The following is a 13743-nucleotide window of genomic DNA, read 5'->3' on the forward strand; positions in this document are numbered from 1 at the left end:
CGCGAGCTTTCGGACCGCCACACCTATATGGAGGCGAGTGATTGACCGTTTATCGATTGGCGTGGAGGCATCTACGCGACCGCAAATTCCAGCTCTTCGCGATTGCTGTGCTACAGATCGCGCAGGTGCTCCTCGGGCTCACCCTCCCCGCGCTGGGCGCGAACGTTATCGATTACGGCATTTTGGAACGCAATAGCTCCTATATTTGGTCGCGCGGGCTACTCATGGGACTCTTCACTCTCGCGCAAGTACTCTGCGCCATCGGGGCGATCTATTACGGGGCGCTGGTATCCACCCATCTAGGCCGGGAACTGCGCCGCGAAACTTTCGCGCATGTGCAACGCTTCTCCCCCGCGGATCAGCAGCGCTTCGGGGCTTCCACCCTCGTCACCCGTACCACAAACGACGTCAATCAAATCCAAATGGTCACCCTCATGTCCCTCACCATTATGGTGACGGCCCCGATTATGGGAGTGGGCGGGGTGCTCATGGCCATCGGGCAGGACGTCGTGCTCTCCCTCACGCTCCTCGTGATTATTCCGGTACTCACCGCAATTATTCTGGTATGTACCGCGATGCTCGCCACACGCTACGAAACCCTCCAGCGGCGCGTGGATGCGATTAACGATGCGCTACGTTCCCAACTTTCTGGAGTGCGGGTGATTCGAGCCTTCCGCCGCGAGGAGGCGATGGCCGGGGAATTCGAGGTCCATAACCGCAATTTCCGTTCGATTATGCTCCAGATCGGCACGATTTGGTCCGCGTTGCTACCGGCCATGAGTGCGGTCATCGGGCTGGCCTCCGCGCTGATCGTGTGGATTGGCGGGCATCGGATTGCCGGGGGTTCCATGCCGGTGGGAGCGCTGGCCGCTTTTATCACCTACCTCATGATGATTCTGGGTGCGGTCATGATGCTCGGCATGATTATTATGGTGGTTCCGCGCGGGAACGTCTCCGCCGAGCGCGTGATCGAGGTGAACACCACCGTTCCCTCCATCGCGGACGCACCGGATGCGCGGGAGATGCCGCCCGGCCCGGTCACCTTCCGCTTGCGCGATATTTCCCTCACCTACGCGGATGCGGACGAGCCAGCATTGCGCGGCATTTCTTTGTGTTTCCGACCTGGAACGACGACGGCGATTATTGGCGCCTCGGGCTCGGGCAAATCATCGCTGGTCAAAATACTGCCGCGCCTCGTGGATGTGAGCACGGGCCGCTTCACCGTGGAAGGCAGCGCCGGGGCTGGCGCAGATGGCGAGACCGGCGAAACGGAAACGAGCGGTACCGCAGCACGCGGCGCCGGAGCGAGCGAAGTGGATGTGCGCGATATTCGACTCGCTGATTTCCGCCGCCGGGTGGCCCTGGTACCCCAGCGTGCGTTCCTGTTTAGCGGCACGGTAGCCAGTAATGTTGCCGGCTCCACCCGCGATATTGACCAGGAACGGGTGATTAATGCGCTGCACTGCGCCCAGGCCTGGGATTTTGTGCAGGCCGGGGGCGGGCTGGAGATGCCGGTGGAAACCGGGGGAAGCAATCTTTCCGGCGGGCAACGCCAGCGCCTGACCATCGCGCGGGCTCTGTACCGCGCCCTCCCTGATAGCTCCGGGCGAGCCGGTGCTGACCTGGTGGTCTTTGATGATTCTTTCTCCGCCCTCGATTACGCCACCGATGCCCGGGTGCGGGCCAACCTCAAGGAGCGGATCCGGGATGCGGCGGTGGTTATTATCGCCCAACGTATTTCGACCACGCGCAGCGCCGATTGCGTCGTCGTTCTGGATTGCGGCGAGGTGGTGGGCTGCGGGACGCACGCCGAACTCATGGAAACCAATGAGATGTACCGCTCCATTGTGCGTTCCCAGGAGCGCGGGCCGGAAGGTGGTGCGGAACGTGGAACGGAAGCGAACGGTACGGAACGCGGAACGGCGGCAAGCGATACGGAACCAAGCGGCACAGCGACCGCAACGAGTGAGGAGGTGCGGGCATGAGAGGTGCCGGAAATATTGACGAAGCCCGCGATATCCGCGGGGCGCTCCTCACCCTTATTCGCCACTACCTACGCCATTACGTGGGACGCATTGTGGCAGTGCTGCTGCTTTCACTTATCTCCACCGCGGCGGTGGTGGCCGCGCCCTTCCTGCTCGGACAGGGCACCAATGTGGTGGTTGATGGAATCCGCTCCGGCGGCGTGGATTTCCCGGAGCTGGCGCGGGTGCTGAGCCTGGCTGCCGGATGCTATATTCTCTCAGCGCTGCTGCGTTTCTGGTTCGGCTATATTATTCGCCTCATTATTCAGGATCTCGGCTATGAGATGCGGAGGGATTGCCAGCAGAAAATTGATCGGATGCCGCTATCCGTGCTGGACAAACAGCAGCGCGGGGATGTGCTCTCGCGGGTTACGAACGACGTCGATAATGTCACCCAGTCCCTGCTGCAAACCCTTTCCGAAGTGCTCTCCGCGATCTACCAGATTATCGGGATCGTGGCGGTCATGGTCTATCTGTCCTGGTCGGTGGCCCTTGCCTCGCTGGTGGTCATCCCGGTGGGGATTATTGGGATCCTGCTGCTACTGCGCCGCTCCCGCCCCTATTTCCGGGACCAATGGCGGCTCACGGGTGATGTCTCCGCCGTGGTCGAGGAGAGCTTCACCGGGCTGGATGTGGTAGCTGCCTACGGGCTGGAAGATGAATTCCAGGGCCAGTTTGATGCCGCGAATGGCGATCTTTACGACGCTTCCTTCCGCGCCCAGGCCATTGCGCAGATGTCCCAGCCGCTTATGATGCTGGTGCAGAACGGTTCCTTCGCTATCGTCACCCTCCTGGGCAGTATCCAGGCGATGGCCGGCACCATGACGATTGGCGGGCTGCAAGCGATGATGCAATATACTCGCCAGCTGTCCCACCCGCTCCAATCCCTGGCCTCCACCGCGAATCTCATCCAATCCGCGGCGGCCTCCGCGGAGCGAATTTTCGATTACCTCGCCCAGGAGGAGATGGCCCCGGATGCACATTCGAGCTATCGCGAGGTGGTGGCCCCCGAAGCACGGAGCGGCACCATCGAGTTTTCGCACGTGCGTTTTTCCTACGAGCCGGAAACCCCGGTGATCCGCGATCTCTCACTGCGAGTGGAGCCGGGCCATTCGGTGGCGATTGTGGGGCCCACCGGCGCGGGGAAAACCACGCTCGTCAATTTGCTTATGCGTTTTTACGAGGTAGACGGCGGGGCGATTACCGTGGACGGCGCACCCATCGATTCTTTCACCAAGGAATCCCTGCGGGAGCATTTCGGGATGGTCTTGCAAGACACCTGGCTGTTTGACGGCACGGTCTGGGAAAATATCGCTTTCGGGAAGGACGGTGCTACGCGCGACGACGCCATTGCCGCCGCGGCCGCCCTGGGCATTGCTGATCTTCTTGAGACCCTCCCCCACGGTTTTGATACCCATATTGGGGATGAGGGCGAGAATGTTTCCGCCGGGGAGAAACAGCTCATCACCATCGCGCGGGCGTACCTCGCCAATCCCGATGTGCTGATTTTGGATGAGGCCACCAGTTCGGTGGATACCCGCACCGAAGCGCTTATCCAGGATGCCATGGAGCGGCTACGCGAAGGGCGCACCTCCTTCATTATTGCGCACCGGCTCTCCACCGTCCGCAATGCCACCACGATCCTGGTTATGGAAGCTGGGGACGTGGTAGAAAGCGGCACCCATAAGGAATTGCTGGCAGCCGGCGGTGCCTATGCCCGCCTCTACGAAAGCCAGTGGGCCTAAGCTGGCGGCGGTGTGAGCCTATGCTGGCGGTGGTGCGCCAAGCTAACCGCGAGCCTGAGACCTGCGGGCCTAAGCGACCGGGACCGCGAGCTTCTCCTCCGCCGGGATTTCCCGGCCGGCAAGATACCCGGCCATGAGCCGCGCTACCGCGCTGGCGCCCAGGCTGAGCACCCACAGGGCAGCCATAAGAATCAGAATGCTCGGATGCCCGGCATCCTTAATAATGAGGAAGACCAGGAGGATTACTCCGAGGACGGCTGCCGTCACCGGGATGGCCTGCATGGTGGGGCGCAGCCACGCCGGTGCCGAGCGCCGGGGTTGTTCCAGCAATCCAAACCACTGGTAGACTCCCAGGAAATAAACCTGGCCGAGCGCAACCCAGAGCATCCCAAAACAGGTACAGGTCCAGATAGCAAGGCTAAATTCCGGGGCCCATTGTAAGATATCCAAGGCATTGATATAGAGAAGCGGATAGCCAAGAAAACCACCCAGAACCGCGGCTCCCGCCGCGATCTTTCCAGCCTTATACGCGTTCATATAAGATCCCTCCGTTGAGTCATATAATCAACCGCCGCGGTGACGATCTTATTTTTGAGGCTAACGACGCTTCACATGGATATCTACGGCCGCGAACCGTCCTCGTCACATCTTAACCAAACTGTATCCCGTGGTGATGTAACTGTAACCCTTGTTAATATGCCCGTGGCTGGTGTTAATGGGAATGTGACCGCTCCACCCCGGCAAAATCCCACAGGATCTCACCGAGATCGCGGGCAGTTCCCACGTGCCGCCAGGCCAGCTCCCACTCGGAACGCGGGGCGGTCCCCCACTCCACGAGCACCGTGGGAAGGCCATGCTGGCTTGCGCCCTCGACATCGTGAATACGATCCCCCACCATGAGGGCCCGCGAGGTATCGATGCCCTGCGCCCGCAATTCGCGCAGCGCCGCCCCCACCACCTCAGCTTTCCCATACCCGGGTATATCTTCGGGATCCCCGGCAATATAGCGGAAATGCTGCGCCACGCCCTGGTGTTCCAGAATCGCGCGGGCATTCTTTTCGTTTTTCGACGTCGCAATGGCCAGAGGCACCCCGGCCGCGTCCAGTTCCTCCACCAGTTCACGCATCCCCGGGAAAATCGGGGTGTCAAGCATGCGCTGCTCGTAACGCACCCGGTAGCGACGCACCATCTCCACCGGGTCGGCTGCGCCGAGCTTCGTGAAGGTATCGATGAGCGGCGGGCCGATGAACTGCACGAAGAACTCTTCGGGGTGGTCCTCCCCCATTTCTTCGCGCAGGGTAGCCCGGAAAGTTTTTTTGACGATGGCGGCGGAATCGTGGAAAGTTCCGTCCAGATCAATAAGGATGGGGTTCACAGGTTAAGTCCGGCGGTATCGCCTGCTCCTTGTCTCGCAATTTCGTTGGTTACTAGGTCAAGTACGGTGGTGGGGCCGCACCCCACGGGCCCGTTCACCACCACATCCAGGGCATGCCCCAGTTCATCTTCCACAATCCAGCCTTCTTCGAGGGGTTCTTCCGCGCCGGGAAGAATAAGCGTGGAGGAGAGCAGCGGTTCGCCCATCTCCGTGACCACCGCCTGGGTGATGCGATGATCCGGGATGCGCACGCCCACCGTGTGTTTCTTCGGGTTGAGGGTCATGCGCGGCACTTCTTTAGTGCCCTTGAGAATAAAGGTGTAGGGCCCGGGCGTGAGGCTTTTGATGAGCCGAAAATCGGGATTATCCACGATCACAAGCTGCCCGAGCTGCGCGAAATCGTGGCACAGCAGCGTGAAATGGTGTTTATCACCGACCTGCCGGATGCTGCGAATCCGCTCCAGGCCCTCCTTATTGCCCATCTGGCACACAATGGCGTAACCGGAATCGGTGGGCAGGGCCACCACCTCACCGCGGCGCAGCCGATCCACCACTTTGGTGACGAGCCGCGGTTGCGGATCCTCAGGATGAATATCAATGAAGGTAGCCATAGCCCCTAGTCTAGTCGAGGCTGCGACACGGAGAAGCTGCGGTTGTGTGCGCGGGCGCGGTATGGGCCACGTAGCCGCGGCGCCCGTTCACTCAGCAGCGCGGCTCTACTCCACCGTGCTCACCGCCTCCCGCAGCTCCGCGAGCTCATCCGCCTTCGCATAGGGTTCCATTTCCCGCAGGTAGGCGCGGGCTTCATTGGTGCGCCCGGCCGCCAGTGCGGTGCGAACCAACGCTTCCCCGGCCTCGAAACTGTGGGTGGCCGGATCCCAATGGGCCAGCCCCAAACTGAGGGCCTGATCCGGGTGCCCGGCATCGCGCAGAATTGCCATGGCCCGGGCGAGGATGTGCCCATCCGGATTGCGATCCGTGGCGGTGGTGAGGAGCCGCAGGGCCCGCTCGGGATCGGACTCCACCGCGAGGCGCGCCATATGCAGCTGCGGATACCAGGAGGCCGGTGAGCTGGATAGTTCTTCGGCCAGGGCATAAATCGCCAGGTCCGCAGAAAGGATGCTTCCGGTTCCGGTGAGCTCCGCGGTGAGCGGATCTGCGGGCGGGAGTTCACCTTCGGCCTCGCGTGCCAGGGCGACGAGCTGGGTAAAAGCCTCGACGTCGTTCGGGTCCTCAGCAAGCCGATCACGCAGCGCCTGCGCGGTGGCGGTACCGGCTTCCGGAGCCCGGGTATGCTGGAAGAGTTGCTGCATCAAATCGAGGAATGCCATGATGCGAGCGTACCGAAAATAGGGAGGTCGTGCGATGGAGGTAGCGCAACTCATGTCGCTGGGCGCGGATGTTCTGGAGCGCGAAGGCTACCCGGATGCCACCGAGACTTTCGAGCTGAGCCGCGTGGATAACGTGACACGCTGGGCAATTGCGGTCACCCTGGAAGACGCCAGCGGCGTGGTGGTGCCCGATAGCGAGATCTGCGCGGCGCGCACCCTCGGGGATCTAGTGCGGCTCAGCTGCCCGGGCGCGGACCTCAGTATCACCACTTCTTCTTCTCAGCACGACGGCGCAGCCGCGACCCGCCCCACTCCCGCTGCCACAAGCGCGGATGATACGGGGGCAAGTCCTGAGAAGCCGGAGGGGCAGGATGAAAATGTCCCGCTGTCCGCGGAGGATTTGCGGGCTGCCCTCGGGCTTTAGCCCGCTATTTCCCGAGCTTTAGCCCACCCGGTGCAGCCAGCGTACCGGTGCGCCCGCGCCGGCATAGCGGAAGGGCTCAAGCTCATCATCCCAGGCTTGACCGAGGGCAATATCGAGGAGCCGGCGCATTTCTGCGGCGTCGTTCCCCGCGTTTTCCAGGGCGGCCCGCACCCGGTTTTCCGGAATCACCACATTGCCGGTCAGATCTGTTTGGGCGTAGAAAATACCGAGGCCGGGGGTGGCGGACCAGCGGCCTCCTTCGGATACCGGGCTGGCATCCTCGGTGATCTCAAAACGCAAATGCTCCCAGCCGTTGAGCGCGGAGGCGAGCATGGCTCCGGTTCCCACTTCCCCCGTCCACGAGGCCTCTGCCCGATTCATATGCGGGGCGGCGGGTTGTTTCGTCCACTCAAAATGCGGTTCATATCCGAGCACGCTTGTAACCGCCCATTCAACGTGGGGTTGAACGGCCGGCATAACAGAGTGAATGAATATGACGCCGCGAGTGGCGTATTTGTGTGCCATAGCATTCCTCCTGCGCTTGGGTGGCTTTCCCCGTGCTACCCACGCGGAGGAGCTACTAGAGCGATTGTAGCGCAGAAGAGACGCGCAGCTGGCGAATATCGCGCATCGCTTGTTTACGGACCTCCCGCTCCAGGCGGTCGAGGTAGAGGTGGCCGTCCAGGTGATCGCATTCGTGCTGGATGCAGCGCCCGAGGAGCCCCTCCCCTTCCACGATTTTCTTCTTGCCGTCCAGGTCGATACCTTCCGCGCGGGCGTACCAGGCGCGCTTGGTCGGGTAGTACAGGTCCGGGACGGATAGGCAGCCTTCCTCGCCGTCCTGGTATTCATCTTCGGAGAGGGCCACGATCACGGGGTTGAGGATGTAATCGATCTCGCCGTCGATATGCCAGGAGAAGGCGCGCAGGGAGACCCCGATTTGGTTGGCTGCTAGGCCCGCCCGGGCGTCGTCGTTCACGTTTTCGAGGAGGTCTTCGACCAGGCGCACGATGCCCGGGGTGATCTCCCGAATCGGATCGCAGGGGGTGCGCAGGACCGGGTCCCCCACCACGCGAATCTCCCGGAATGCCATCGCGAACTCCTTTGGTAAGATTTCTCACATTAGGGCTGCCCAGGCGCCGCGGCTTAGGCCTATGGCTTACAGGGCCGCCGCGGGTGCCGGACAGAGCAGAACGGCGGCAAGCCTACGCTCACCGCCGTTCGTTCGCTCCCGCAGCTGGACTCGAACCAGCAACCGTTCGATTAACAGTCGAATGCTCTGCCATTGAGCTATGCGGGAATTTGCAACAGAAAAGATAATAGTCAATGGCGGGCCGTGAAGCAACTTGAGAGGTGTGCGCTCTACCACCCTCACCTCAAAGCGCTGCTATCGCCGGGCTTTAGCCATACCTGAGCCGTTGCTACACGTGCCTCAGACGTTGCTACACGTGCCAGGACTGCTCACTACCACCGCAGTTCGCCACCACCACCGCAGCTACCTGCTCCCCCGCGCCAAGATCAGGCGCGGCCAGGTGCTGGCGCAGGGCGCGCCCGGCGAAGAACATGACAATGAGCAGGATGACTCCCACAATCGCGGCGGCGATCATGCGCCGGCGCGCGATGCGTTGAATCTCCTCCGCCTGGGCCGCGTCCAGGGCGCGGGATTCTTGCGCCTCAGGCTCTTCAGGCAGCTCCGGTTTCTCGGGTTGTGACATGGGGCTACTCTAGCCCACGCTCTGCCCGGTGAGCATGAACAGCACCATCTTGGTGGGAGCCAGGGCGCGCACCGCGTGCGGGAGGCGGGTGGGCAGGTGCACGAGCCCGCCGGGGCGCAGCTGCACCGTGCGTCCCTCCGTACGCATCTCCACTTCCCCTTCCAGCACCTGGATGAGCACGGGCACGGCGGCAGTGTGCTCGGAGAGCTCCTCGCCGGTATCGAAGGAGAAGACCACCACATTCGCGCCTTCAACGCGCAGCGCGGTGGTGGAAACGGTCGAGGCGGCGGCGTAGTCCACCGTGGCGCCCAGATCCTCCAGGTAGGAAAGTTGCGGGGTGTTCTCACTCATCGGTTGTCCTTTCAGTTAGCGGTGGTAGCGGAAGTGCCGGCGTCGGTGGAGCCGGCAGTGCCAGTAGCGCCAGCAGCACCGGCAGATTCAGCGGGCTTGCGGGCCACCATGGCCACGCCGGCCAGGTGGTGGCGGTACTTGCGGAAGAGCGCACGCATGGCCAGCACCCGCGCCCGCAGCTCTTTATCGCGCAGCACGTTGCGGAGGATACGCGCCACCCCGCGCAGGCCTTCGTCGGCCAGGTTACGCCGCAGGGAAAGCAGGGCCATGGGGGCATCCCCCACCCATTCCACCTCGAAACCGGCATCGGTGAGCACCTGCCGCCATTCGGCCTGGGTGAGCGGGCGCGCGTTGACGCGAATCGTCTGCGCCAGGCCTTTGCGCAGGGTATCGGCAATGGCCGGGTCGATACTATCCGGGGTGAGGCTGAGTTCGTGGATGGCGTAGCGCCCGCCCGGGCGCAGCAGCCGGAAGGCCTCGCCCACAATCGCGGCCTTGGAGCTCGCTCCCTGCATGGTGAGCATCGCTTCGCCCACGACCACATCAGCACCGGCATCGGGTAGTCCAGATTTTTGCGCGGTGGAATTAACGACGACGCCGCCCACTTTCTCCACGATCCCCTTGACGCGGGTCACCGCATTCTTGTCTTGATCGACTCCGGTGTAGGAGTGGATGGGCTCGGAGATAATGAGTTCCGCGGTTCGGCCCAGGCCGGGGGCGAATTCCACGACGTCCGCGCTGGCCAGCTGGGCGTGCTCAAGCATGGCCTTCGTCAAATGCAGACCGCCGGGGCGCAATACCCGTTTGCCGGCGCGGGCGAGCACCCAGTGCCCGGCGGCGGTGGCGGTGGGACGATCAGATTGCGGAAGTGGAGCATTGTCATCGATCATGAATTCACCTTAATGCCGCGGCTCCACGAAGAAAAGAGGCGTCCACGATGATTGCTCAAGCTGCAGGTGTCGCGAAAGCGGGGCGGCCATAATGATGGCGCGCCCCGCTTCCTTATTCTGCTGAGAACCTAGCTGCGATACTAGCCGCGATAGGTGTACTTCTGGGCAGTTTCGAGCGTCATTTCGGTGCCGTTACCCGGCGCCATCTGCGGCATGTAATTGCCGTTCTTGATGACGGTCGGGTGAACGAAGTGCTCGTGCTGGTTATCCACGTATTCAATAACGCGGTTCTCAGTGGTACCCGAGACGGCCACGTAGTCGAACATCGCGAAGTGGGCCACGGCTTCGCACAGGCCCACCCCACCGGCGTGCGGGCACACCGGCTTGTTGAACTTCTTCGCCAGCAAGTATTCGAGAACGATTTCCTGCGGGCCAGCCACGCGCGTCGCGTCGATCTGCATAATACCGAAGGCGTTCATCTGCAAGTACTGCTTGTAGAGAATACGGCTCTGCATTTGTTCGCCGGTCGCCACCGGAATCGGGTTGATTGCCCGCGCGATGGTGGCATGCCCGAGGACATCGTCCGGCGAGGTCGGTTCTTCCACCCACGCCAAATCGAATTCGTGGAATTCGTTGATCCAGGAGATCGCCTGGGGTACATCCCAGACCTGGTTGGCGTCCACGGCAAGCTTGACATCCGGGCCGATAGCATCGCGAGCCAAACCGAGGCGGCGGATATCTTCGGCAACGTCGCGCCCCACCTTGAGCTTGATCTGCTTGAAGCCCTTGACCTCGGTTTCTTCCTTGGCCAGGGCCACCATCTTCTCATCGGAGTAGCCCAACCAGCCCGGCGCAGTGGAGTACCCGGGGTATCCATTAGCGATGAGGTTGGCGATGCGTTCTTCCTTGCCGCGCTGGCCGGCGCGCAGGATCTCGATAGCTTCTTCGGGGCGCAGCGCATCCGTCATGTAGCGGAAGTCGAGGGTAGAGACGAGTTCTTCGGGTTCCATCTCACCCAGGAGGCGCCATAGCGGCTTGCCCGCGCGCTTGGCCTTAATATCCCAGAGCGCGGAGAGCAGGGCACCGATGGCCATATGCTCCACGCCCTTTTCCGGGCCGAGCCAGCGCAGCTGGGAATCGTGGACGAACAGGTCCCAGGCCAGGCGCATATTATCGAGAAGTTCCTCAACATTGCGCCCGATGAGGGCCTGAGCCATGGAATCAATAGCCTTGCACACCACGTCATTGCCGCGGCCAATGGTGAAAACAAAGCCCACACCGATGATTCCGTCATCGGCATCGGTATTCACTTCCACATATGCCGAGGAGTAATCCGGATCCGGGTTCATGGCATCCGAACCGGAGAGAGTATTCGAGGTGGGGAAACGGAAATCATGCGTTGTTACGCCGGTAATTTTTGACATGAAAGCTCCTTGACGTGCCGGCCTGTGGGCCAAGCGCGGTGGATAAACCTATACGTTGAAACAGGGAGGTAGGAACGGCGGCGGCGCCGCAGACGAACGGTGCCCCCGGCAGGACTTGAACCCGCGACCGATGGATTATGAGTCCACTGCTCTAACCTGCTGAGCTACGGGGGCAACTGCTTTATCATAACAGCGCCGCGTGCCAGCTCCTACCCTTGAGAACAGCGGTTAACAGCAAATTGTTTATTTCGTTGTCACACCGTCCTTAAAGTCCGTAACAGCGTTGGGCGGTGCGGTGGAAGATGTCGGCGTCGTCGCCATAAAAACCACGCAGGAGCGCGAGGTTCTCCACAAAACTGGAGTACAGCGAAACTACCGGCCAATTCGAGGCGTACATGAGGCGCTGCGTTCCGAACAGCTCGGTGACGAAACTCAAAATGCCCTCGTTAGCCGTGTTATCAGTATTCGGCAGCCCGGAGACCTTGCAGAACACATTGGGCAGCGAAGCGAGTTGCGTCATCGCATCCCGGTAGGGGGTGTCGAGACTTTCGACATTCCCCAGGTGGTCGATGACGATACGGGCTTCGGGCACCTGCGCGGCTGCCCGGTACAGATCACCGAGCTCGCCTACGCGGATGCACGCATCGAAGGTGAGTCCGTGCTGGGCAAGCTGAGCGAGCCCGGCCAAGAAGCCCTCCTCCAGGCAACGCCCGCGGGGCTGCGAATCGATATGGAGAGGTTCGCGAATTCCCACAATCCCTTCGGGGATCTGGGTATTCTCCGTCAAATCGGTGCGCAGCACCGCCCCGAGAATCTCGGGATGGGCGGCCCGGCGCTCTTTGGTGAGCTCAACTTCTTGGGCGGCATCGGCCGTATCTGCTTCGACAACAACGGCACCCCGGAAGTTGATATCTTCCTGCTGCCGGTACGCCTCCAGGAGTTGATCGAATGTCCACGTGCGGGTGATGCTCCCATCCGTTGTGGCCAACCACGGCAGATCTTGGGTGTCCAGATCCCAAACGTGGAAATGGGTATCAATGAGTTCTAGCACGGTCCTGACCTTCCTCTCTTCCTGTCAGCGTTCCGTTGATGCGCGGCGAATTTAGCTCAGGGCCCGGTCGAGGTGGACGTAGCCGCCATCCGGGAAGAGCCACTGGCCGGTGGTGTGGCTGGAGCGATCCGAGAGCAGGAAGGCCGCGAGCGCACCGATTTCTTCCACGCGGGTCATGCGCTTGCCGAGCGGAATCTTGTCCTCGATGAGGGCCAAGCGGGCCTTCTGGGCTTCTTCGTCGCCGAAGGTCTTGATCCACTTGGCGTAGAGCGGGGTCCAGGCTTCGGCCACCACGATGGTATTGACGCGCACATTGTCCTTGGCGAGCGCGGCGGCCCATTCGCGGGTCAGGCCCAGGATTGCGCCCTTGGCCGCGGCGTAGGCGCTGGTCTTGCCCTGGCCGGTGATGGCCGTCTTGGAACCGATATTGACCACGGCGCCCTGGGATTCCTTGAGGTAGGGAACCGCCTGGTGGACGAGCTCGTAATAGTGGGTGAGATTGCCGTGCAGGGACTTCTCAAATTCACGCCAGCCGGTGGATTCCAGGTCGAGGTTGTCATTGGCGCCGGCGTTATTAACGATGCCGTCGATATGCCCGTACTTCTTGTAGGTTTCCTCCACGATGGGCGCGATGCCGTCGGTTTCGTTGAGGTCGAGGGAGTAGAAGTCCCAGGTATCGGTCAGCGAATTCATTTCATCGCGGTACTCGTCGAGAATCTGGGAACGGTTGATAACAACCGGGATGGCGCCTTCCTTGGCGAGTTCCACAACGATTCCCTTACCGATCCCGCGCATGCCACCGGTCACGATAATAACTTTGCCTTGCAGATGCAGATCCATTATTTTCTCACTTCCATTGTGTGGTGGGTAGCGCTGCTATGAGCCGTACTACCCGTACTACCCGCGGACGGCCCGTTCCGTCCGTTTTTCTGGACGCCCGTTTTACAGGACGCCCTTCTTGAGGATGATATTTCCGTAGGATGCGGTTTCACCGGTTGCGACGACGGCGAAAGTTGTGCGAGCGTGCTCGTAAAAATCAAAGCGCTCGAAGAGATGCTGCTGGTAATCCCCCTCATGAGCGGAGATAATCCGAGCGTATTCGTTCCAGACCTCGGGAGCTTCATCGCCGGGAACCGGTTCCATGAGGGCGATCTGCCACTCGTTGTAACGATCCAGAGGAATAAGGTTCAAAATTGCATCCAGCAGCACCGGGATGGTGATGCCATCGGCGCGAATCACGGTGTCATTGGTGGACTCAGAGGGGAAGTTTGCATCGGCGAGCACGATCTCATCGCCGTGTCCCATACTGGCCAGCGTGTAGAGGAGTTCCGGGCTGATAACCGGAGAAATATTCTTGAGCATGGTGTTCTCACTTCCGGGTGCCGGGCCGCGTCCATGCGACCCGGCACCCGT

16 protein-coding genes and 2 tRNA genes are annotated in these 13743 nt (G+C 61.4%); 3 read left to right on the forward strand and 15 right to left on the reverse strand.

Translation table 11 applies throughout. The features are described from left to right. Positions 1-41: 41 nt before the first annotated feature. Positions 42-1985: an ABC transporter ATP-binding protein gene (locus ACRQDJ_RS00465; protein ID WP_320757693.1), complete on the forward strand. Its 1944-nt coding sequence runs from the start codon at positions 42-44 to the stop codon at positions 1983-1985. Next, positions 1982-3769, forward strand: a complete 1788-nt coding sequence (locus ACRQDJ_RS00470; protein ID WP_320757692.1) for an ABC transporter ATP-binding protein — start codon at positions 1982-1984, stop codon at positions 3767-3769. The genes ACRQDJ_RS00465 and ACRQDJ_RS00470 overlap by 4 nt, the downstream gene beginning before the upstream one ends. A 69-nt stretch (positions 3770-3838) precedes the next feature. Here ACRQDJ_RS00470 and ACRQDJ_RS00475 read toward each other — a convergent pair whose 3' ends face one another. From ACRQDJ_RS00475 to ACRQDJ_RS00490, 4 genes are all read right to left on the reverse strand, one after another. Further along, the gene (locus tag ACRQDJ_RS00475) at positions 3839-4306 is read right to left on the reverse strand and encodes a hypothetical protein (protein ID WP_320757691.1); all 468 of its coding nucleotides are present in this window, start codon (positions 4304-4306) and stop codon (positions 3839-3841) included. A 175-nt stretch (positions 4307-4481) separates the two neighbouring features. Further along, positions 4482-5144, reverse strand: a complete 663-nt coding sequence (locus ACRQDJ_RS00480) for an HAD hydrolase-like protein (protein WP_320757690.1) — start codon at positions 5142-5144, stop codon at positions 4482-4484. Further along, positions 5141-5755, reverse strand: coding sequence for an L-threonylcarbamoyladenylate synthase (locus tag ACRQDJ_RS00485; RefSeq protein ID WP_435717714.1), 615 nt, complete (start codon positions 5753-5755; stop codon positions 5141-5143). Before ACRQDJ_RS00485 ends, ACRQDJ_RS00480 begins: the two co-directional genes overlap by 4 nt. Positions 5756-5860: 105 nt before the next feature. After that, positions 5861-6475 (reverse strand): hypothetical protein, encoded by a 615-nt coding sequence (locus ACRQDJ_RS00490; RefSeq protein WP_284904914.1) that lies wholly within the window; start codon positions 6473-6475, stop codon positions 5861-5863. A 34-nt stretch (positions 6476-6509) separates the two neighbouring features. Here ACRQDJ_RS00490 and ACRQDJ_RS00495 point away from each other — a divergent pair, with 34 nt between their 5' ends. Further along, positions 6510-6899 (forward strand): hypothetical protein, encoded by a 390-nt coding sequence (locus tag ACRQDJ_RS00495; RefSeq protein WP_284904915.1) that lies wholly within the window; start codon positions 6510-6512, stop codon positions 6897-6899. Positions 6900-6917: 18 nt separating this feature from the next. On the opposite strand, the gene ACRQDJ_RS00500 is transcribed toward ACRQDJ_RS00495, so the two are convergent. The 11 genes from ACRQDJ_RS00500 to fucU all read right to left on the reverse strand — a co-directional run bounded on the left by ACRQDJ_RS00500 (position 6918) and on the right by fucU (position 13692). Further along, positions 6918-7424, reverse strand: coding sequence for a DUF3145 domain-containing protein (locus ACRQDJ_RS00500; protein ID WP_026428785.1), 507 nt, complete (start codon positions 7422-7424; stop codon positions 6918-6920). 55 nt (positions 7425-7479) lie between these two features. Then, complete coding sequence (gene def / locus ACRQDJ_RS00505; protein WP_284896535.1) at positions 7480-7992, reverse strand: peptide deformylase; 513 nt, start codon at positions 7990-7992, stop codon at positions 7480-7482. Positions 7993-8127: 135 nt separating this feature from the next. Further along, positions 8128-8199, reverse strand: a tRNA-Asn gene (locus ACRQDJ_RS00510). 142 nt (positions 8200-8341) lie between these two features. Next, positions 8342-8614 (reverse strand): hypothetical protein, encoded by a 273-nt coding sequence (locus ACRQDJ_RS00515; RefSeq protein ID WP_284904135.1) that lies wholly within the window; start codon positions 8612-8614, stop codon positions 8342-8344. Between the two features lie 9 nt (positions 8615-8623). Next, positions 8624-8965: a cupin domain-containing protein gene (locus tag ACRQDJ_RS00520; RefSeq protein WP_087070647.1), complete on the reverse strand. Its 342-nt coding sequence runs from the start codon at positions 8963-8965 to the stop codon at positions 8624-8626. 11 nt (positions 8966-8976) lie between these two features. Beyond that, positions 8977-9855 (reverse strand): methyltransferase domain-containing protein, encoded by an 879-nt coding sequence (locus ACRQDJ_RS00525; RefSeq protein ID WP_434736386.1) that lies wholly within the window; start codon positions 9853-9855, stop codon positions 8977-8979. Positions 9856-9995: 140 nt separating this feature from the next. Then, on the reverse strand, positions 9996-11279 hold the full coding sequence (locus ACRQDJ_RS00530; RefSeq protein ID WP_284904137.1) for an enolase C-terminal domain-like protein: 1284 nt from the start codon (positions 11277-11279) through the stop codon (positions 9996-9998). A gap of 100 nt (positions 11280-11379) precedes the next feature. Next, positions 11380-11453: transfer RNA gene (locus ACRQDJ_RS00535), tRNA-Ile, on the reverse strand. Positions 11454-11544: 91 nt separating this feature from the next. Continuing rightward, positions 11545-12330, reverse strand: coding sequence for an amidohydrolase family protein (locus ACRQDJ_RS00540; RefSeq protein ID WP_284904138.1), 786 nt, complete (start codon positions 12328-12330; stop codon positions 11545-11547). A gap of 51 nt (positions 12331-12381) precedes the next feature. Further along, positions 12382-13170, reverse strand: coding sequence for an SDR family oxidoreductase (locus tag ACRQDJ_RS00545; RefSeq protein ID WP_284889589.1), 789 nt, complete (start codon positions 13168-13170; stop codon positions 12382-12384). A 102-nt stretch (positions 13171-13272) separates the two neighbouring features. Further along, positions 13273-13692 (reverse strand): L-fucose mutarotase, encoded by a 420-nt coding sequence (gene fucU, locus ACRQDJ_RS00550; RefSeq protein WP_274734593.1) that lies wholly within the window; start codon positions 13690-13692, stop codon positions 13273-13275. Positions 13693-13743: the final 51 nt, after the last annotated feature.

The organism is Actinotignum urematis, from assembly GCF_051264595.1.
Taxonomy (GTDB): domain Bacteria; phylum Actinomycetota; class Actinomycetes; order Actinomycetales; family Actinomycetaceae; genus Actinotignum; species Actinotignum timonense_A.

Excerpts from the sequence above, each read along its gene's own strand:
- ACRQDJ_RS00470 (WP_320757692.1), top strand. The coding sequence starts at position 1,982 with ATGAGAGGTGCCGGAAATATTGACGAAGCCCGCGATATCCGCGGGGCG.
- ACRQDJ_RS00475 (WP_320757691.1), bottom strand. The coding sequence starts at position 4,306 with ATGAACGCGTATAAGGCTGGAAAGATCGCGGCGGGAGCCGCGGTTCTG.
- ACRQDJ_RS00485 (WP_435717714.1), bottom strand. The coding sequence starts at position 5,755 with ATGGCTACCTTCATTGATATTCATCCTGAGGATCCGCAACCGCGGCTC.
- ACRQDJ_RS00490 (WP_284904914.1), bottom strand. The coding sequence starts at position 6,475 with ATGGCATTCCTCGATTTGATGCAGCAACTCTTCCAGCATACCCGGGCT.
- ACRQDJ_RS00495 (WP_284904915.1), top strand. The coding sequence starts at position 6,510 with ATGGAGGTAGCGCAACTCATGTCGCTGGGCGCGGATGTTCTGGAGCGC.
- ACRQDJ_RS00500 (WP_026428785.1), bottom strand. The coding sequence starts at position 7,424 with ATGGCACACAAATACGCCACTCGCGGCGTCATATTCATTCACTCTGTT.
- def (WP_284896535.1), bottom strand. The coding sequence starts at position 7,992 with ATGGCATTCCGGGAGATTCGCGTGGTGGGGGACCCGGTCCTGCGCACC.
- ACRQDJ_RS00515 (WP_284904135.1), bottom strand. The coding sequence starts at position 8,614 with ATGTCACAACCCGAGAAACCGGAGCTGCCTGAAGAGCCTGAGGCGCAA.
- ACRQDJ_RS00520 (WP_087070647.1), bottom strand. The coding sequence starts at position 8,965 with ATGAGTGAGAACACCCCGCAACTTTCCTACCTGGAGGATCTGGGCGCC.
- ACRQDJ_RS00525 (WP_434736386.1), bottom strand. The coding sequence starts at position 9,855 with ATGATCGATGACAATGCTCCACTTCCGCAATCTGATCGTCCCACCGCC.
- ACRQDJ_RS00530 (WP_284904137.1), bottom strand. The coding sequence starts at position 11,279 with ATGTCAAAAATTACCGGCGTAACAACGCATGATTTCCGTTTCCCCACC.
- ACRQDJ_RS00545 (WP_284889589.1), bottom strand. The coding sequence starts at position 13,170 with ATGGATCTGCATCTGCAAGGCAAAGTTATTATCGTGACCGGTGGCATG.
- fucU (WP_274734593.1), bottom strand. The coding sequence starts at position 13,692 with ATGCTCAAGAATATTTCTCCGGTTATCAGCCCGGAACTCCTCTACACG.